This is a genomic window from Nostoc sp. KVJ3, from assembly GCF_026127265.1.
GTDB lineage: Bacteria > Cyanobacteriota > Cyanobacteriia > Cyanobacteriales > Nostocaceae > Nostoc.
Genome location: NZ_WWFG01000002.1, coordinates 1513506 through 1530926 on the forward strand (window position 1 = coordinate 1513506; position 17421 = coordinate 1530926).

Here is a 17421-nt window from a genome sequence, read left to right on the forward strand (position 1 = left end):
GTCTCCTAAACCGTAGACAAAGAATAAACCTGGCCATCAATCAACAGTCGTGTAATGCCCTTAGCTTGGAGATGAGTCCGAGCCTTATGGAGCATTTTACTATCAGGAACTTTAATAACGCGATCGCGCTTGGTAGAAAAGCGCTTGGCGACACGATGGTTATCAAACACCGGTAGAGTTCTTTGCTGGGTTTCCAGGCTAGGAATTTGCCCCAAATCACCAAAGTCCTTAAGAGGTCGGGTAATTAATTCTGAGGAACGGTCAATTACCAAATAACAAGTTTTTGGTAAATTGGCTATCGATAGAGGTAAAACCTGAACCGATGCTTCACCAGGTCTTCTTTTTGTGACTAACGGCCTTTCCTCACCCAGGTCATCATCATCAAAGTCTTCTTCCTCAAAATCGTCATCGTCTAAATCATCATCTTCTAAATCGTCCAAATCCTCCGATTCGTCTAGCAAATCATCGCCCAACATATGCGCGATGACAGCCGCTCCTGGATGTTTATCCTTTAGCGGCGGAATGGAGATGCTGACTATTTCCGGGGGCTTCTGCTCTGGAGTTTCTAGTTTCTCTGTGACTCGGAGCTTCGGTTTTTCCGCCGCCGAGGGACGACGGCGCACCCGTCTACTAGCGGCGAGTGACTCAGCCGTTTCCTCTGAGTAAAGTTCCTGTTCTACACGAATTACCCGACGTGGTAATGGCTCAACCTTTGGCACTTCCAAGGGTTGGCTCTCGATGGGTGGAACTTCTATCTCCGGCTCTGGTTGAGTCAGCAGAGGTAATTGCTCGTAGCTTACCTGCGCCCTGCCTTCAGGAGTTCTCGCAGCCCGTTTTAAGGAGACTAAATATTCATACTCATCCTCTGGCAAAGTGCTTTTGAGCAGACGACTAATTGTCGAGTTACTCACACCATAGCGTTCTGCCAAAGTTGAGGTTGTTTCGGCAGTCTCTCGATATAACTTAAGAATTTCTTGCTTGTCAGAGTCTGTTAGTTTTCTCACGGTAGATACCAAAAATCTTTACTAAGCTCGTTTACGTCCACTGGTACGTCGCGTCCGCCTTAGTGATGCGTCATATTCTAAGACAGCGCCCATACCAAATAACACTCCACTAAATACCCAAAACACTTCTAATACTTCCCCACTTTGATAGTTGGGGCCTTGGGCGTATTTAAACCACATATCTGCAATGTAAAGCGAAAATGCCGCCGCTGCAATCATTCGCCAAGACTGGGAAACTCTCCCCCCCCAAAAGGCTAACAGCAAAGTGGTAGCAATAATTAACAGAAATACATCGCTAACTATGTAAAACCAGTTCAAGATAGCGACTAACAGTTCTGAGGGTTTTTCCTGTTGTATAGAAATCCACCATGCCAACAAACTACCGAACACTCCAATTGCTAACACAATTAGCCACTGCCATTTTTCCAGATTGATTCGCCTGGAAGCCACAGCTAAAATCATCCCTGCGCCCAGTAATAGATAATTCAGGACAAAAAATATATCGCCTACAGACACATCTGGTTCATCTTTTAAAACTATTTCGGTATATCCGAAAATTATCCCCCCAACAAAATAAGAAAGCATACCTAAGCCAATTAAGAGCCAAACATTTCGCCCACTGACGATTTGCGGACTCAGCCAGTTCCTCAAGCATAAGATACTAGCACCCAAATAAGCTAAAGCTTCAAAAATATTTGTACCAATCACATACCACTCGGCCCGGGTTTCTATGCCATCGGCTCCGGGAACTTTGGCACTAAACAACAAAAAGTATAGCAGTGCCAGTACAGCCCAGCCAATATTAGCTAAGACAATGTTCTGAGTGTTGAAAATGGATTTAGAAAGGAACGAATTCTCGTAGGAGTTATTCATAGGACAAGACTTATGTAGATGCACTCTGGCAGTATTTTGAGTTAAAGGACTGTATATGTAGCAGTGTGTCTGCCAAGTAATACACAATCGGACACCAAAAGCAAGTTGCCAGTGGCCGGAATTTTCTGAAAAAATTTCCATGCTACTGCCATAGTTTACCCAGTGGCGATTGATTTAGCCAATTGATAAACAGCGCTCGCTCGGCTTCTGGCATATCTTCTAGCTTATAAATCACTTGTTTGGTAAAATTGGCGTTGCCAAAATAGGCTTTTCCTAATCGATGCAGTTCTTGTAACAGAATAACTACATGATTTTCTTGCCAATCAGGTATTTTGGCGGTCGGCAAAGGATTAGTAGATACCAAATATTTCACTGCTTCTAGGGAAGATGCTTGAGGAAATTGTTTCTGCTTTAATACCTCCGCAATATCTTTTTCAAATAATGCAGCTTGCCTACCACCCAAAAATTCTTCAATATCGATAGAAACACCTTGCAATAGCAAAATACTGGCTTGGATTAAAATTGCCGTTTTGCCATGACCACCTGTGTCACCATCCAACTGCTCTAAACGGATTTTACCCCAAACGCTAAAACGTTCTGGTTCCTCTAGTAAAACACAGGCTTTACCCCGGTTATCCGTTAATTCTCTCCATAAGGCTCTAGCTTCTTCTTCTTGACTAGCTTTGAAAACACTAATCAAGCGAAAAGTCTGCCCTTGATAATTGAGGATCGGCACCTGCTGATCCTTTTTTGGGTGCTGAATGCTTGATATTTCAACATCCTGCCGTTTGAGAATAAACATGGCACTAGCAAATAACTCCTCACAGGGGCACTCTTAATATGGAATATATAATTGTATTTGGCAGTATCGCCAAGGCTGAAATTACCTAGCGTACTGTGAAATTGGGCCTAGCGATCGCCAGATGCTTCCCGAAGGTAGCCGCCCAGAGAGCGTTGGCATTAACAGGCAAATAACCTCTTGACAACTCAATATATCTAAACTAATACCCCATCTGTTTCGTTTTCGGTGTAGATTAACTAACTAGCGACTAGCATCTTAGCCTTGCTAGTGGTAAATCTGCAATTTTTGATTGCTTCTTGGTAGGTGAACACGATATAATAGTGCAGGTGACTCCTTCAGGAGCCATTATTTTGTTTTGGGCGCGTAGCTCAGTGGATAGAGCCACGGATTTCTAATCCGTTGGTCGCAGGTTCGAACCCTGCCGCGCCCGCTTTTACTTAATACGAACCCTAAAGAAGCCTTTTTATGGTAATCTACCAAATAGGCTTGAGAGTTCATATAAATGCACCACACAAAAGATAAGGGTGATCTAGCAGCTGCTAAAGTGATAGCAGATTTAGTCGAGAAAGAATATTCGGTTTTTGTACCAGTGGTAACTGAACATACACCCTTTGATTTGATTGCCTACAAAGATGGCAAATGTTACAGAATTCAAGCTAAATATAGTTGTGATGGCACACTGAAAAATAAAAGCAATTGGGCAGATAAGAACGGTTGTCATGAGAAAAAATATAAATCTGATGACTTTGATTTCTATGGTCTTTATCTGCCAGATATAAAAAAAGTAGTGTATCCATCAATTAAGTTTGGCGGTTGCGGTATTAGGACAACGCCACCTAAATCACCTAGTCCTTTTTATTGGTGGGAAGATTTTACAGATTTTACTGAAGCAGCCTCTAAGCGAACCTACAAGGAGTTTGGTGTTGATTTAACGACTAGAAAAGTTAACCCAGACTCTAGAATTCACACTAGAAAAGTTGAAAGGCCTAGAACTTACGCATTGACAGAAAATTGATACTATGTATTCAAATTCAAATTCTGCGCTAAATGTTCCAAAATAAAGTCACGAGCTACTTGGAGAGACAGATTCCTTTGGATTTCATACCAATTTTCAATCAAGTCTTCTGCCCGCATTAATTCTAATTGTGTGAAAGCGCGAATTGCACTAAAAAAGTGAGTCTTAATAGCATCGGTTGTTCTAACCATGAATCTTCCAATGCCACATACTTGTTTAATAGCTCTGTGGTAACACTCAATCCCCCAATGAATTGAATGTAGCTCTTTAAATTCTGTTCTGGAAATTGAGTTTAGTGTATCTTTTTCAGGGATATACATAATGTAATATCTTTTAGTTTCGTTTTTGAAACTTTTCCGAAATACTTTTACCTGACCAAAATTCTTTAGATACACTATTAAACCATCTTCGGGAATTTCTAAGTTTTGGACTTGGGTAAAATTTTTACCATCAATGGAACATGAGCGATTTTTAGCTACCCCAGTTAAAAACCCTAATCCCTTGTTTTTCAGTAACTTCAGGTTTTTTTGACTGGAATACCAAGCGTCAGTTGTCATTGTTTTAGGCTTTAAACCCCAATCCATTACCTCAGTAATCATTTCTCGTAAATAATCATTTTTAGTCTTGTTATCTTGTTTGTTATAAATGCGATAATTTACAGGTACAGATTTACCTGAACACTCGGTGTAATACAAGGTAATTAACTGAACTCCCTTAACGGCACGATGATGTCTACCTGAATAGTAATAACCGATTAAATCTGTTATTTCCGGGTCACTATGAGGCTTATCAATTACCGTATCATCTCCACTTAAAGTACCTCCAACTAGATTGATATTGGGCTTGATTTCTTCAAATAAGTCCTTGGGTTCGTACCGTTCACGTAGCAAAAATCTATTGACGCTATCATGAGATAAATTTTCCATTATCTCTGCCAGACGTGTGCAACCTGGATACTTTGATTCTGCCAGTAGAAACAGAGTATAAGTGTTCAAGTCACATTTAGCGGTTGATGGTTTAGTAATTGCTCTGATTGTCCGAACCCTAAACACAGCCAAGTAAATTATCTGTTTTTAACGCCTCTGGTAACTAGCGGTCGCTGTTTTTTTTCTGCATTCTCCTTATGCACTTTTTGTCTTGCTTGTCAATGCGTAAGTTCTAAGGCCATCAAAAGAAGAACTAGAAAAACTAGTTTGGGAAAAGCCAACAGCACAAATTGGCAGAGATTTTGGCGTATCTGATAAGGCTGTAGAAAAGTGGTGTAAGGCTTATGGGGTAGAAAAGCCACCTAGAGGATATTGGGTTAAGAAAGCTTATGGAAAAGTAGAGTCTTGAAAAGAAACCTAAATAGAGTACAGAAGTCTGACTACTCTTACCACAAAATCAAAATAAACTAGTTTGTATAGAGTTATCTAGTTCAACTTTTCCTCTTTTGGATACATAATCAATTAATTTAACCCAATCAATTTGATTGTTTTTCATAAAATTGAGTATAAAGTCTTGAGTCATTTCATTAACTTTTGCAGCATATGCAGATTTAAATTTTTCATCTCTCTCTTTTGCTTTTTCATCAATTGGGACAATTATTTCTTGATAAAGATTATCATCATTAGATATAAAATACCAAAAATCCTGACCAGCATATTTGTAATAAATTTTATCAATATCTATATTAGTTTTTAAATGTACAGTTTCTCTTCCATACATACAGCCATTTACTGCAATAATTTCACTGGTAATACCTTGCTGTCTTAAATTTTGTTTTGCGATTTTAAAATTATTTCTCATAGCAGTTATCTGGTCAGAATTAGCCCAACTAGTTCCAGATTTAATCCCTACTATATAATAAATATCATCTCTTTCAAATTCTAAGTCTACACTTTTAAAATTAGATTTAAAACCATTATGTAAAGTTTGAGATATGTAGATAGCAAATCCTTCTAGTAAATTTCCAAACATTGTTTCTTCTTGTGAAGAGAGGAAAGCATCGACAATACTTTTTACCAAATCTCCAGCTAAATCAATATTTTTAGCTTTAAATAAATAAGGATTTTTCCGCTTCAGAACATCTTTTAAACGTAATTTATTTAGGCTATTAAGTCTATTGTTATAGAAGGGAGTAACAACTTCCTCTGAAAGATAATCATAATAATTTTTATAAAGAGAATTATTCATAGTAATCTCAGTTTGGTAGAATTATTATTGACAGAATTTACCTCCGTTATTGCTAAATCATAGTAATCTGGTTTTATTTCTATACCAATATATTCTCTGCTGAGTTCTGTTGCAACTACACACGTAGTACCAGACCCAACAAACGGATCAAGCACCAAATCCCCTTCTTGAGTAAATAATTTTATGAACCATGAAGGAAGTTCTTTAGGAAAAGCAGCACTGTGACTCTTGTTGTTACATTCTGTTGCTAGATGTAAAACATTTGTGGGATATACCAAATCACGACCTACCCAATTTGCAACTTTCTTACCAAAAGGACTGCCAACTTTTGAGTTATCCCGCCTTTTATCTGTTTCACTCAAGTTTTTCAGTCGTGACTTAGCCCAATCACCCATTGGAACCATTACTGCTTCTTGGTACATATTAAATTTTTTTTGCTTATTGAACTGTAAACATCTCTCCCAAGAATCACGAAAACGATTTGACCATTTACCAGGAAAACAATTTTTCTTATGCCACATAAATTCTTCTGTCCATAACCAACCTTGTTTTTTCATCTCCAATATGAGTTCTAAAACATAAGTGTGGCGTTCGCTATTAACTACTCTTTCCTTGATGTTCAATATAAATGTTCCATCATCCTTTAAAACTCGCTTCAATTCTTGAGATATGGGTAAAAACCACTCCACATATTTATCAGGATGAACCCCTCCATACGTATTTTTTCTACTATCAGCATATGGAGGCGAGGTGATAATAAGATCAACAATATTAGGAGGCATAGATCGTAGATTATCCAAACAGTCGCCAAGGATAATTTGATTACGCCACTGGTCTAAATTCGGAGTAGATTGATTATTGTCTGAAACTGTGGATATTTCTGAAGAAATACTTAAACTCATTTTTGCAATACACACAAAATTTTAAAAACTTATTAATAGCATTCTATCTGGACTCGATGCATTAAAAAAGGTAACAAAGTTTTGTAAGCTGCCAAAATTATGATTATTTCTCAAGCTTCCTGAAGTTTTTTACTACTACAGTGCCAATACTTGCCTTATTGAAATTTCTGCTATCTTCCATTTGGGTATTATTTATATGTTTTACTAGCTTGATACCCAAAATTTTGGATTCGTAGCCAAATCATAGTCACAATATCAAGCAAGGGGGTCAGTTTTTTCAGCTTAAAATCACTCTGAGAATCTGAAAGTCCTAATTTTGCGTTGGTTATTTTATCAATTTAAAAAGCCCGTGACGAGGATTGAACTCGTGACCTCACCCTTACCAAGGGTGTGCTCTACCACTGAGCCACACGGGCAAAATACAACTTTGATTTTTCAGCTAGAAGTTAAAATGCTGGGAGTTTTTATGCTAACCCAGTCATTATAACTTATAACTTCGTAAGTGGTGGGCCGGGCTGGATTTGAACCAGCGTAGGCGCTAGCCAACGGATTTACAGTCCGTCTCCATTAACCACTCGGACACCGACCCGATTTGTCTCACGATTTAAAATCTTAGCACCACCTTTTAGAAATTGCAAGTGATTAGAAAAAATAACTTGCGGGTAGAGATCGCAACAAAACTGCATCTCTACCATTTGTATCAAAAATACTGGTTACACGCTCATCTCCAGCATTCTTTGCATTGGTCGCAGTGCAGCAAGACGGATATCCTCTGACATGGTAATTTCGGGAGTGCGATTTTTCATTGCCCAGTAAAGCTTTTCTAGGGTGTTTAACCGCATAAACGGACATTCGTTACAAGCACAGTTATTCATCGGCGGTGCAGGAATAAAATGCTTGTCAGGAGCTAGTTTTTGCATTTGGTGAATGATTCCCGGCTCTGTCGCAACGATAAATTCTTTGGTGGGGCTGCTTTGACAATACTTGAGTAAAGCGGCTGTAGAGCCAATAAAGCTAGCGTGGCGCAATACACTACTTTCACATTCTGGGTGTGCGATCGCCTCTGCTTCGGGATGGGCAATTTTTAACTGGACAATTTTCTTTTCCGAAAAGGTTTCATGGACAACACAGCTACCTTGCCATAGCACCAAATCTCGTCCAGTCTGTTCCATGACATACCGCCCCAAATTCCGATCTGGGGCAAAAATAATCGGCTGTTCCTTTGGTATCTGCTCTACAATCTTGACAGCGTTGGAACTGGTGCAAATAATATCGCTCATCGCCTTGATATCAGCAGAACAGTTGATGTAAGACACCACCAAATGATTCGGATGTGCTGCTTTAAAAGCTGCGAATTCATCTGCTGGACAACTGTCTGCTAAAGAACAACCAGCATTCAAATCTGGTAAAAGTACTAATTTATCTGGATTAAGTATCTTTGCTGTTTCTGCCATGAAGTGAACACCAGCAAAGACAATCACATCCGCATTGGTTTTTTCGGCGGCTCTTGCTAGTTGTAATGAATCCCCAATAAAGTCAGCAATATCCTGAATATCTGGCTCTTGATAATAATGTGCCAGGATAACTGCGTTGAGTTCTTTTTTGAGACTCTCAATGGCGGCAAACAAATCTAGTGGTAGTTCACCCGGTTGGGTTTTTTCTCGTTGAGCTAATGCAGTAGTAAACACAGTTTAGGGGTGCTTTATGTTGCAAATGTATGTGCTGTGGATTCAATTATAGTAGTTTTTACCAAAAATAGTGGACGGTTGATATTTTGGGGTTGTGTCCAAATCGGGCTGAGTTTCATATCCTGGAGATAGACGGCAAGGAAAGTGGCATGACCAGTCAGAAAACTCAATCGATAAACCTCAAAATTGCTGTAGTTGGAGATATTCACGACCAATGGGAAGTGGAAGATGGCGTTGCACTCAAGCATTTGGGTGTTGACTTAGTGCTGTTTGTCGGGGATTTTGGCAACGAGTCGGTGGAAGTGGTCAGAGCGATCGCTTCTCTCGATATTCCCAAAGCAGCCGTAATGGGCAACCACGATGCCTGGTACACCGCCACCGAATGGGGACGCAAAAAGGCTCCTTATGACCGCTCTAAGGAAGACTGGGTACAGGAACAACTCGATTTATTAGGCCCGTCCCATGTCGGTTACGGTAAGTTGGATTTTCCCGCTTGGAATTTAACTGTTGTGGGGGGTCGTCCCTTTACCTGGGGTGGCCCAGAGTGGAAATTCGCGGAAATCTGTCAAGAACGTTACGGTGTGACGAGTTTGGAAGAATCCGCCGATCGCATCGTGAAAGCGATCAAAAGCGCTGCTTACGAGACGATTATATTTTTGGGTCACAATGGGCCTAGTGGGTTAGGCGATCGCCCCGAAGACCCCTGCGGCAAAGACTGGCACCCAATTGGCGGCGACTTTGGCGATCCAGATTTTGGCGAGGCGATTTCTCATGCCTTGACTGCGGGTAAAACCATTCCTCTGGTGACATTTGGTCACATGCACCGAGATTTACGCCATACCAAGAAGGTGCAGCGCAAACCCATCTTTAGAAGTCCAGAGGGAACAATTTACTTAAATGCGGCTAGTGTCCCCAGGATTGTGGAAAATGGCAGCGAGAAATTGCGTAACTTTTCCATTGTCACCCTAGAGGCGGGTGTGGTTTCGCAAGTTTCCCTAGTTTGGGTGGGGAATGACTTCCAGGTGGCTAAGGGGGAAATTTTGTATGAGCGATCGCGGATTGTGTCGTAGACATTCGCATCCAGTAGTGCAATCTGCGTAGATAATAGGGTATAGTATTATCTGTCAAGTTTAGTGCTAACCAACAAAAGCGCCTGAATAGCGTCTGAAACTAGGATCAGCACAAGTTTGACAGATTTACTGGAGAGGTGGCAGAGTGGTCGATTGCGTCCGACTTGAAATCGGATGAGGCTAAAACCTCCGGGAGTTCGAATCTCCCCCTCTCCGTTGGATAAAATTTACGTTTAGTAATGGTTCATAAATGAATTAAGCCATTATCCAGATGCTCTGAAAATGGCTTAACTATATTTGGTAGCTTGAATGTCTTTCTTGTTATGGAGTAATAATAGAACGTGCTATCTGAAAAACTATAGTTTATCGAGATGCTTCTATAGATTTATTAGCTTCCTCGTAGAGTGCATTTAAGTAATCACGCTGACGTACACCTTGAATATTAGTGCGCTGTTCTAACAATCGATAAAACACTAACCGAGCATCATTTTCACGCAATAGTACATCATTTCCAGCTTGCAAATTTTGATCTCGTACAGATTTTCTTGCTTCACTTTTGGCAGATTCTAGGTAGAATTGGAATAATTTTACAGCTTCTTCATCATTTCTTATGGGGGAAAGAGGAACTTCATTAGCAAGACGACCTCTAATGGCTGGAAGCATCTCACGGTAACGATTAAGGGCATCTGTAGTTAGAGCAACCATTAAGAACAGATATTTAGGTAGTGCATCAATTAAAGCTCGCAGAGCCGATAAATATCTTAAAACTATAGTTTTTGATAAGCTGAAATCTTGCTTTTCTAATTCATCTAGAAGAATAAAAATACCTTCTAGAGTTTTCATTTTTGAACCTAAATATACAATATCTCTTAATGCTCTTGTTTTTGCTTCTACAGTATCTAGACGAAAATTTACTCCAAGTTCAGTATGATGAGTTTTCCTTACAGGTAATCCTAAAAGCCATTGATATGCTAGAGATATACGCTCGTTTCGTTTTTCTTCTGACTTAACCTCTAATAAAGCCTTAAGCATTGTTTTAATTTCACTCATTCGCACAAATTCTAATAATTTATCAATATCCCCTATCTTTTGTTTTTCCTTAGCAAGTGCATCAATTGAACGACGTAAATATTCTTCTCCTAAATTTTCAAATATAGATCTAATCAGTGGATCAAAAAATGGTTCTGGATCTGGAACGTATCTAATAACGAAAAAACCATGCGGAGAAAGTTTTTCACGCAAAGCATTTTCATACGCATTCAGAAGGTTAGTCTTACCAATTCCTTGGCTAGCAGTTATTGAAATTACATGAGACTTGCGATCTGAGTAAAATGTTTTTACCGCAGCATCAACTTGTTTATCTGCTTCTGTTGACATATGCGGATGACCACTGGTTTGTCCAGCACTGGGAAAAGGGTTACTCAATACACCAAACTTTTTGTAGAGCAATTTGGGTTGCTCTTCTGGTGCGTTAGCAGTCGCCTCATCTGTAAATAGATTTTCAAGAGGCATTTTTAACTCCTTCTAGCTTGATACGTACAGCAGATGTACCAGGTATAAGAAAATCTCCATGATACAGATAAACTTTTTCTAATTGGGGAAGTCTGTCACTTGTCTTAATTATCCACAAATCGTGCTGTTCAAAACGAGTATCTGGAGTAGACCCTTCAGCATAGACATTCACTAAGTTTTGTTCTTGCGCTTCTTTCACCAATTTTCTAGCCAATATGGGATGAACAGCATATCTAATAGCTAGTTCTTCTAACCAGCGACCAGTAAGTATCCATTCTGTGTCTTCCTGTAAACGAATTAATTTATAAATATCTACTGCTAAATTAGCAAAATCTAGTGAATTAGGTATGTTATCAGTGGCAACAATTTTTTGATTTTGTATATTCAACCAAGCACAGGCTGCTTCACCAAGCTTGATGTAGGTTGGTTTAGCTTTATTTGAAATTGGTAATGTGCTATATTCAACACTTCTGTTCTGATTTACATAGTTACATATTGCGTCAAATGATGGGGTTTTATTCAAATAATATAAAATTTTTATAGAGTCTTCGTTCAAGATACTTTCCCATAGAAGCTTTAGTAATTCTGTACATATAATTTTATTATCATTAAGCTCAATAAATTTTCCACTATGCAGAAAATTCTTATACAAATTATAGCGAGATTGATGTGTTAAACCCAATTTTTCTTGAGCCTCTTGATTAGTTAGCTCTCCTTTGTCTACTAACATTTTCACTAGTAAGAACATCTGATCTGGACTAAATGCATATGTCTTAGCTATTGCTTCTATATTTTGCCTAGAAACTTCATCAGTCTGATCTTGGCTTTCTATGCCAGTTGCGTTTGATAGCGCAATGAAGGTATTATTTGTCGTTGCAGAGGATATTCCAGAGTTAAAATTTCCCCATAGAAGATCATCTTTAACGTGAAGCGGTTGCCAGGTATATTCCCCGCTAGGTATGCCCCATAATTCTAATGACTCGTTAGTGTTGTAATTTTGTAAGCGCAGGCACCCAAAAGATACAGCTAATTCCCAAAGGACATCTGTCAGTGCTACTGTATATATTTCTTGACTGAAAGGATGAAACAGAGAGCCAGTCAGTTTTCTACTATCAAACTTAGGGACAGAACGAGATTCAAAAAAGAATACATCCATTCCTTCAGCCAGCGTCATTCTAGCTAGACCTTGATCACTAGTAAGAAGGGCAAGTGGATGATCCGGTCGAACTAGGGTTTTAAAGCGTCGTGCAGTTTCTAAAATTAGACGATCAGCAAAACTTCTAGTTACATTTTGTAAACCTAGAGCTTTATCTTCAGAATCGCTACTAGGTGTCACAATACCTCTTAGGGGATCAGCACCTAAATCACCACGTTCTATTTCTGCATCTGAATGTAATTCTAGACGAAGTAAAGTTCTTTGCCCTCCTTGACTAAGAAGATGTTGACGAAGTGTTGCAGGGTTATTTTTAGTTTTGTTCTTATTTTCATTACTCCAGCGAATTTTAGAAAGATAATTATCTACTTGTGTAACTATTTCCATGTGAACTATCGCTGGTACTTTAATTCTTACCCAAGGCGTAAGAAAGCGACATAAAAAATCAAGTCCTCCTTGGTGAACTGCTGATGTATCTGTAACAACTGTGATCGGCTTATGTAAAGGTATTTTGGAAATCGTTTCAACATCAAAAATCGGTAGAAGTAGGAAAGTCCTCCGCAATACATCCTGTAATCCTTCCCTGAAAGCTTTTTGAACACTATCTTTATTCTGTTGACTATCAAGAGCTTTAGTAATATTTTCATCGAGCTTTTCTGAAGAGAGTAGTTGCAATTCAAACCCACCAAATTTAGCAGCACAATACTCATCATATCTAGTCTCATTCTCAGGAGATTTACCTCCCGGTTGTAATGTAATAGTCCCAATATTTACCCATTTGTCACGCCCAAAACAAATATCTTCACCAAGAAATATTTCAAATGGCTCTCCATTCTTACCTATTTGGGCGATAAATTTTAGTGCATCTTCTTTACTCAACAATTTTAATACCATATGCTTATTATTTTAATGAAGGGACACATTGACATCTGGAACATTAACAAACGTATCACACACCCACTGAATATGCTGGCGTAAGGCCAGAAGTTGATGTTGACGAAGATTTACACTATCAGCATTAGATAAGCGTCCAAACTCTTCTGAGTCACTCCAAGATGATTCATCGTTAGATAATATCTCGTCTATTACTTGGATAACTTGCTTAAACTGCTCAATTCCACGTTTTTCTGGTTTTGTTTCTAGGGTAAACTTTTCAATTAATTCTTCTCTTAGTCGCTGAGTTTGATCACTGCTAGTCACTGATCCAAAGGGATCTCCAAATGGTTCCCAAGAATAAATAGGATCTTGATAAAATGTCGGTTCAACTAAAGTATTTGTATTGGTATCAAAGTATTTTTTTTCCCAACGACAAGGTTTCCAAACAACAAGCTTTAATGGACTTGAACTATTGCTGTTCACAAGAATTAATTCTCCAAGCTAAATTATTAATTAATAGTGAGATTAAATCTAACTGTCAAATGACTTTCCATTTATGAATCATACATTCTGAGGCTCAAGTCAAAACTTGACTGAATTTTTTGGTTATTATAATCATAATTGCAACTTGACTACACTTTCTCAAAAGAGAGGTGCGATCGCTCGGCTTCTGCTTGCATTATGCTAGCATAATAATCAATCCTACTTTGAGGTAAAGTAATGGCTACCCTTTATGTAAGAAATTTACCCGATGATTTGTATGCCAAGCTGCAAGAGTTAGCGGTATCTCAGCACCGTTCAATTAACGCCCAAGTTATAACTCTGTTGGAACAAGCTTTAAAAACTGAAGCACAGCAAATAGAAGACCAGAAACGCCAGAATGTACTTAAAGTCCTAGAAGAAAGTCGCCAGCGTCGCCGTGTAAATCCAGCGGACTTCGGATTACCTGATAGTACTCAACTGATTCGAGAAGACCGGGACAGATGACAACCCCTCTAAGATGCGTGTTAGATACCAGTGTGTGTATCAAGTATTTTATCGCTGATCCATTAACCCCCAAAGTTAATCAACTTTTCGACCATTTTGCCAATCCACAGACGGAAATTTTTGTTCCAGACCTTTTTTACATTGAGTGTGCTAACGCCTTATTGAAGTATGTCCGTGCAAGGATGTACACTGCTGCTGAGGTTCAGACAGATTTAGCCACCCTCAAAGCTTTTCCGTTGCGTGTTGTCTCGACGGCTGATTTGATGGCTGATGCAGTTGCGATCGCATTAAATTATGGAATCTCCGCCTACGATGGCTCTTATGTCGCACTTTCACAGCAGATAGGTACTACTTTGCTGACTCTCGACGGTAAGTTAGTAAAGGCAATAGCCGCTTCGTCTTACAATGTTTGCTCGTTTAATGACTTCGAGGTTCCGCCGTTGGAGTCAATTTAATATTCAATTATCAAAAATGTCTTTTACTTATAACCGCACGGTTCGCTTTCAAGATACTGATGCTGCTGGGGTAGTTTATTTTGCTAATATTTTGGCTATTTGTCATGCAGCTTATGAAGAATCTTTAGAAGCTTCAAGTATTAATCTCAAAGATTTTTTTACTAATCCGTCTGTGGGGTTTCCTATTGTTCATACTAGTGTCGATTTTTTGCGCCCTATGTTTGTCGGGGACAAGTTGCTGATTAGCTTAATTCCCCAAAAAATAGGTGTTGAGAAGTTTGAAATTACTTATGAAATTACTGTGGGTGAGGTGGTAGTTGCTAAGGCTATTACTCGTCATGTTTGTATTGATGTGAGTAGTAGAAGTAAGCGGGAATTACCTGATGAGATTATTCAATGGTTGGAGACGAACCGCAGAGACGCAGAGAAGCCAGTGCGTTGCGGGGGTTCCCCCAGTTGAAGCAACTGGCGTGGCGCAGAAAGAAGAAAGTATAGAGAGATTATGTAATGGAATTTTGAAGGAATTCTGTGGCGATTTGTTGTAACTGTTGGCGGTTAATTTTACCTTGGGAGTTGCGGGGTAAGTTTTGCTGGGGAATCCAATATTTTGGGATTTTAAATTTGCTGAGTTTGTCTTTGAGTAGGGTTTGGATTTTTAAGGCAGAGGTATCTGATTTTTTGGGGATGTAAATCGCTGTTAAGGCTTGTCCCCAGTGTTTATCTGGGATGCCGATGACACAAATATCGTCAACCATTTGAGTTGCTTGTATAGCTGATTCAATCTCTATCGGGTAAATATTTTCGCCACCTGTAATAATTTTGTCGCTGTCACGTCCGACTATATTTAAATGACCTTGTTCGTCTAAAAAACCTAAATCATCTACTTGGAAATAAGTTTGATTTTCTCTAGTTATAGGATAGTAACCAAGGGATAAAGATTGAGCATGAATGGTGATATTTCCGATTTGATTGGAATTTAAAATTTCGCCTTGCTGATTGCGAATAGTTACTTTTGCATGGGGAAGAATTTGACCACTGCTAATTTTACCGTCGAGAAAATCATCTGGTTTGAGGGTGGCAATTTGAGAGGCGGTTTCTGTCATACCATAAGTAGGTGCTAACCAGATGCGGTGAAATCTGGCTTTTTCTAGTAGTTCGTTCCATGCTGGCGCACCTCCTAAAAGTACAGTATTAAATTGGGATAGCCATTCAATTAATTCGGGATTTTGTAGAAGGCGTTGTAACTGTGTTGGTACTAAAGATATTAAATATTCTGATTGTTTAATATTAAATATTTTACCAGATTCTACATCTTTAAATGCTTGAATAGCTAGTTTGCCTCCGGTGGTGAAAGAACGTATAAATTGCATTAAACCGCTAACGTGATATAACGGCAACATACAAAATGAATTGACCTGTTTTAGTTGAAAATATTCTGTAAACCCTTGTACTGATGCTGTGAGAGTTTCCCAAGTATGGATGGCAAATTTAATCTGTCCCGATGAACCACCTGTAGGAATCATGATGTGATCGGGCATTGGGCATTGGTAATTATTTCCATTCCCTATTCCCCATTCCCTATTCCCTATTCCCAAAATAATGTCTGGTTTTACTAAATCAAAGACTTGTTGCCATTCTTGTGTTCCCCAATCGGGGTTACAAAGAAAAACTGGACAATTTGCTGCACAAGCGGCAATAAAACTTGCTAGAAACCGTAATGGTTCGCGTTCAGCTAAGATGATTTTTGGTGGCGTTCCACACGCTGATAATTGTGTTAGTTCTAAATATAATTCTTGAGCTATTTGATTAAATTGATGGCTGTCATAACCGATAAGCCAATCATCCTGAGCCAGGTTATTAAGATAGTCTAAAGGTCGTTCCATAAAGTTTGAAACCACGTTTCTTCTTGTTCAAAAAAATGGTCGATGCCAAAACCAATTGCCCTGTTATTTCGGGATAATTCGGCTGCTAGTTGGAGTGCTGCAAGTCTAGCGATCGCAGTTTCAAATACTGATGAGAATACAGTATCAATTTGATGCTGGTGGCAAAACTTTCTCAGACGAGATGGCGATCCCACTATTACAGGCTTTATCACAAAAATCCCTCGCCAACCTTGTTGATGACAGGCGGCGAGTTGTCCAAGTGTGGCGACAGATTCATCTAAAGCGATCGCAGTTTCATAACTCGTACTCAATTCCAACATCTGCTGAAACTGCTGTACAGGTAGCGGTTGTTCGATAAATTCAATTTCTATGGGTTGTTCTCCATTTGCCTTGAGATTGTCACAATTAGACAGCCATAACTTAGCTTCTTCATAGGTGAGGCCACCGTTGGCATCTAATCGCAGTTTCGTAGAGGCTGGTAGGGTGTGTATTAGTGACTCAAAAATTTTTAGTTCATCAGCGATCGCATCTACTCCAATTTTCCATTTAAACGTGCGATATCCACGCTGCCATAGAGTTTCCCATTGACTTAAAGCTGCTTCCCCAGATGGTAATAAACCACTGAAATATGGGGCATGGGACATTGAAAAGAATTCATTCCCCCAGTTCACACTCTCCACTCCAGTACAGACGCGATTAATCGCGTCTCTCCTACTCCCCACTCCCTCTAAAGCTGACTCAAAGCCAAATTGACAAGCAGGTAACTCATCTGAGATAGAAAAAATTCTTTCGGCTGTGATTTCTTGTGGGAGTTGGCGACAAAAATCTAAGGCTTGTTCTAGGGTTTCGGAACCAAACCAGCTAATGGGAGCAATTTCTCCCCAGCCGAGTTTACCTGATTCATCGGTAAGGCGGAGGATAATACCTTCACGAATATCCCATCTACCATGATTGGTGGTAAGCGATCGCAAAAATCTTCGCCGATAAGGACGAAATTCAAATCTATATGTCATTTGTCATTTGCCA

At 39.3% G+C, this 17421-nt stretch carries 17 protein-coding genes, 4 tRNA genes and 1 pseudogene; 8 read left to right on the forward strand and 14 right to left on the reverse strand.

Annotation, left to right across the window (positions count from 1 at the left end; genetic code table 11):
• Window positions 1-5: 5 nt before the first annotated feature.
• From GTQ43_RS22565 to GTQ43_RS22575, 3 genes are all read right to left on the reverse strand, one after another.
• A complete protein-coding gene (locus GTQ43_RS22565; protein WP_265274977.1) occupies window positions 6-1004 on the reverse strand; it encodes a transposase in 999 nt (332 codons plus the stop codon).
• A 21-nt stretch (window positions 1005-1025) separates the two neighbouring features.
• Window positions 1026-1877 (reverse strand): hypothetical protein, encoded by an 852-nt coding sequence (locus GTQ43_RS22570; protein ID WP_265276518.1) that lies wholly within the window; start codon window positions 1875-1877, stop codon window positions 1026-1028.
• Between the two features lie 142 nt (window positions 1878-2019).
• Entirely contained in the window at window positions 2020-2679 is a 660-nt protein-coding gene (locus tag GTQ43_RS22575; RefSeq protein ID WP_265274978.1) for an Npun_F0813 family protein, read from the reverse strand.
• Window positions 2680-3036: 357 nt separating this feature from the next.
• On the opposite strand from GTQ43_RS22575, the gene GTQ43_RS22580 reads away from it, so the two are divergent.
• Together GTQ43_RS22580 and GTQ43_RS22585 are read left to right on the forward strand one after the other, a co-directional pair.
• Window positions 3037-3109, forward strand: a tRNA-Arg gene (locus GTQ43_RS22580).
• A 72-nt stretch (window positions 3110-3181) separates the two neighbouring features.
• Entirely contained in the window at window positions 3182-3694 is a 513-nt protein-coding gene (locus GTQ43_RS22585; protein ID WP_321162509.1) for a group I intron-associated PD-(D/E)XK endonuclease, read from the forward strand.
• A 2-nt stretch (window positions 3695-3696) separates the two neighbouring features.
• Here the strand turns inward: GTQ43_RS22585 and GTQ43_RS22590 are convergent, their stop codons facing one another.
• Window positions 3697-4728, reverse strand: a complete 1032-nt coding sequence (locus GTQ43_RS22590; RefSeq protein ID WP_265273632.1) for a transposase — start codon at window positions 4726-4728, stop codon at window positions 3697-3699.
• A gap of 121 nt (window positions 4729-4849) precedes the next feature.
• Between GTQ43_RS22590 and GTQ43_RS41825 the strand changes: the two are divergent.
• Window positions 4850-5029 (forward strand): annotated as a pseudogene (locus GTQ43_RS41825) (hypothetical protein); the annotation flags it as partial.
• Between the two features lie 48 nt (window positions 5030-5077).
• Here GTQ43_RS41825 and GTQ43_RS22595 read toward each other — a convergent pair.
• The 5 genes from GTQ43_RS22595 to nadA form a co-directional block, all read right to left on the reverse strand.
• Window positions 5078-5869 carry a PmeII family type II restriction endonuclease gene (locus GTQ43_RS22595; protein ID WP_265274979.1) on the reverse strand — a complete coding sequence of 264 codons (792 nt, stop codon included), beginning with the start codon at window positions 5867-5869 and terminating at the stop codon, window positions 5078-5080.
• Window positions 5866-6771: a DNA-methyltransferase gene (locus GTQ43_RS22600; protein WP_265274980.1), complete on the reverse strand. Its 906-nt coding sequence runs from the start codon at window positions 6769-6771 to the stop codon at window positions 5866-5868. The genes GTQ43_RS22595 and GTQ43_RS22600 overlap by 4 nt, the downstream gene beginning before the upstream one ends.
• Window positions 6772-7115: 344 nt before the next feature.
• Window positions 7116-7187 (reverse strand) — tRNA-Thr (locus GTQ43_RS22605).
• A gap of 87 nt (window positions 7188-7274) precedes the next feature.
• A tRNA-Tyr gene (locus GTQ43_RS22610) sits at window positions 7275-7360 on the reverse strand.
• 124 nt (window positions 7361-7484) lie between these two features.
• On the reverse strand, window positions 7485-8459 hold the full coding sequence (gene nadA / locus GTQ43_RS22615; RefSeq protein WP_265274982.1) for a quinolinate synthase NadA: 975 nt from the start codon (window positions 8457-8459) through the stop codon (window positions 7485-7487).
• A gap of 149 nt (window positions 8460-8608) precedes the next feature.
• Between nadA and GTQ43_RS22620 the strand changes: the two genes are divergently transcribed.
• Together GTQ43_RS22620 and GTQ43_RS22625 are read left to right on the forward strand one after the other, a co-directional pair.
• Window positions 8609-9529, forward strand: coding sequence for a TIGR04168 family protein (locus tag GTQ43_RS22620; RefSeq protein WP_265274983.1), 921 nt, complete (start codon window positions 8609-8611; stop codon window positions 9527-9529).
• Between the two features lie 131 nt (window positions 9530-9660).
• A tRNA-Ser gene (locus GTQ43_RS22625) sits at window positions 9661-9745 on the forward strand.
• Between the two features lie 147 nt (window positions 9746-9892).
• Here GTQ43_RS22625 and GTQ43_RS22630 read toward each other — a convergent pair.
• Genes GTQ43_RS22630 through GTQ43_RS22640 form a run of 3 tightly spaced genes read right to left on the reverse strand, consistent with a single transcriptional unit; the run spans window position 9893 to window position 13553 of the window.
• Entirely contained in the window at window positions 9893-11041 is a 1149-nt protein-coding gene (locus GTQ43_RS22630) for a P-loop NTPase fold protein (RefSeq protein ID WP_265274984.1), read from the reverse strand.
• The gene (locus tag GTQ43_RS22635; RefSeq protein WP_265274985.1) at window positions 11031-13073 is read right to left on the reverse strand and encodes a hypothetical protein; all 2043 of its coding nucleotides are present in this window, start codon (window positions 13071-13073) and stop codon (window positions 11031-11033) included. Before GTQ43_RS22635 ends, GTQ43_RS22630 begins: the two co-directional genes overlap by 11 nt.
• Before the next feature lie 27 nt (window positions 13074-13100).
• Window positions 13101-13553 carry a hypothetical protein gene (locus GTQ43_RS22640; protein ID WP_265274986.1) on the reverse strand — a complete coding sequence of 151 codons (453 nt, stop codon included), beginning with the start codon at window positions 13551-13553 and terminating at the stop codon, window positions 13101-13103.
• Window positions 13554-13790: 237 nt separating this feature from the next.
• Here GTQ43_RS22640 and GTQ43_RS22645 point away from each other — a divergent pair, with 237 nt between their 5' ends.
• The 3 genes from GTQ43_RS22645 to GTQ43_RS22655 are packed head-to-tail and all read left to right on the forward strand — an operon-like array spanning window position 13791 to window position 14972.
• Window positions 13791-14057 (forward strand): FitA-like ribbon-helix-helix domain-containing protein, encoded by a 267-nt coding sequence (locus GTQ43_RS22645; protein ID WP_265274987.1) that lies wholly within the window; start codon window positions 13791-13793, stop codon window positions 14055-14057.
• Window positions 14054-14512: a type II toxin-antitoxin system VapC family toxin gene (locus tag GTQ43_RS22650; RefSeq protein ID WP_265274988.1), complete on the forward strand. Its 459-nt coding sequence runs from the start codon at window positions 14054-14056 to the stop codon at window positions 14510-14512. Before GTQ43_RS22645 ends, GTQ43_RS22650 begins: the two co-directional genes overlap by 4 nt.
• 16 nt (window positions 14513-14528) lie before the next feature.
• Window positions 14529-14972 carry an acyl-CoA thioesterase gene (locus GTQ43_RS22655; protein ID WP_265274989.1) on the forward strand — a complete coding sequence of 148 codons (444 nt, stop codon included), beginning with the start codon at window positions 14529-14531 and terminating at the stop codon, window positions 14970-14972.
• A gap of 40 nt (window positions 14973-15012) precedes the next feature.
• Here GTQ43_RS22655 and GTQ43_RS22660 read toward each other — a convergent pair whose 3' ends face one another.
• Together GTQ43_RS22660 and GTQ43_RS22665 are read right to left on the reverse strand one after the other, a co-directional pair.
• Window positions 15013-16395 carry a 2-succinylbenzoate--CoA ligase gene (locus GTQ43_RS22660; RefSeq protein ID WP_265274990.1) on the reverse strand — a complete coding sequence of 461 codons (1383 nt, stop codon included), beginning with the start codon at window positions 16393-16395 and terminating at the stop codon, window positions 15013-15015.
• Window positions 16380-17408, reverse strand: coding sequence for an o-succinylbenzoate synthase (locus tag GTQ43_RS22665; protein ID WP_265274991.1), 1029 nt, complete (start codon window positions 17406-17408; stop codon window positions 16380-16382). Before GTQ43_RS22665 ends, GTQ43_RS22660 begins: the two co-directional genes overlap by 16 nt.
• Window positions 17409-17421 lie beyond the last annotated feature (13 nt).

What these genes read in the sequence shown, in the direction of transcription:
- GTQ43_RS22570 (WP_265276518.1), bottom strand. Translation starts at nt 1,877, where the DNA reads ATGAATAACTCCTACGAGAATTCGTTCCTTTCTAAATCCATTTTCAAC.
- GTQ43_RS22575 (WP_265274978.1), bottom strand. Translation starts at nt 2,679, where the DNA reads ATGTTTATTCTCAAACGGCAGGATGTTGAAATATCAAGCATTCAGCAC.
- GTQ43_RS22585 (WP_321162509.1), top strand. Translation starts at nt 3,182, where the DNA reads ATGCACCACACAAAAGATAAGGGTGATCTAGCAGCTGCTAAAGTGATA.
- GTQ43_RS22595 (WP_265274979.1), bottom strand. Translation starts at nt 5,869, where the DNA reads ATGAATAATTCTCTTTATAAAAATTATTATGATTATCTTTCAGAGGAA.
- GTQ43_RS22600 (WP_265274980.1), bottom strand. Translation starts at nt 6,771, where the DNA reads ATGAGTTTAAGTATTTCTTCAGAAATATCCACAGTTTCAGACAATAAT.
- GTQ43_RS22620 (WP_265274983.1), top strand. Translation starts at nt 8,609, where the DNA reads ATGACCAGTCAGAAAACTCAATCGATAAACCTCAAAATTGCTGTAGTT.
- GTQ43_RS22630 (WP_265274984.1), bottom strand. Translation starts at nt 11,041, where the DNA reads ATGCCTCTTGAAAATCTATTTACAGATGAGGCGACTGCTAACGCACCA.
- GTQ43_RS22645 (WP_265274987.1), top strand. Translation starts at nt 13,791, where the DNA reads ATGGCTACCCTTTATGTAAGAAATTTACCCGATGATTTGTATGCCAAG.
- GTQ43_RS22650 (WP_265274988.1), top strand. Translation starts at nt 14,054, where the DNA reads ATGACAACCCCTCTAAGATGCGTGTTAGATACCAGTGTGTGTATCAAG.
- GTQ43_RS22655 (WP_265274989.1), top strand. Translation starts at nt 14,529, where the DNA reads ATGTCTTTTACTTATAACCGCACGGTTCGCTTTCAAGATACTGATGCT.
- GTQ43_RS22660 (WP_265274990.1), bottom strand. Translation starts at nt 16,395, where the DNA reads ATGGAACGACCTTTAGACTATCTTAATAACCTGGCTCAGGATGATTGG.
- GTQ43_RS22665 (WP_265274991.1), bottom strand. Translation starts at nt 17,408, where the DNA reads ATGACATATAGATTTGAATTTCGTCCTTATCGGCGAAGATTTTTGCGA.